The 499-nt window shown below is 60.7% G+C and carries 1 protein-coding gene; it reads right to left on the reverse strand.

Annotated elements, in window-relative coordinates; translation table 11 throughout:
* Window positions 1-97: 97 nt before the first annotated feature.
* On the reverse strand, window positions 98-379 hold the full coding sequence (locus tag L3X40_RS22160) for a methylase (protein ID WP_237367479.1): 282 nt from the start codon (window positions 377-379) through the stop codon (window positions 98-100).
* Between the last annotated feature and the right edge of the window lie 120 nt (window positions 380-499).

Genomic DNA, 499 nt, shown 5'->3' on the forward strand with positions numbered 1-499 from the left:
GTGAAATCATGGAAAACCGAAGGAAACCTGCGCCTCCCGCCGCCACGCTCGACATAAACTGCGACTGCAAAGAATATGTGTAATGTTGAGCTCAACATTAGACATACTCACGGGGGCTGAGATCAATTTCCAGGTTCGCCCGCTCGTCGGGCGAGAGGTCGCCAAGCCGCCGATCCAGGATCGATTCCGCGGTCGTGACCAGCTGAAGGACCACCGATTGGCCCGCTGAGAGATGCGCCTTCGCCGCCGCGATCACGGTCGGGAGTTTCATGCTGAGGAGGAGCTGGCCGAAGAAGCGCTGCTTGGTCGACTCGAACCGCGAGCGCGCCGACGCCTTGGCGCCGCTGTTGAGCGTCGCATTTTCGAGCCCGTCGACCACAGCCGTCAATTCGAGGGCATGCTCCATGTTGCGGTGGATGATTCCTTATCGCGAGGTCGCGATAATGTGAAGGAACGCGGCGCAGGCCCGCAAAGCCGCGGAACACCCCGCCACGTCCTT

The sequence above is a fragment of the Rhizorhapis sp. SPR117 genome, assembly GCF_021742065.1.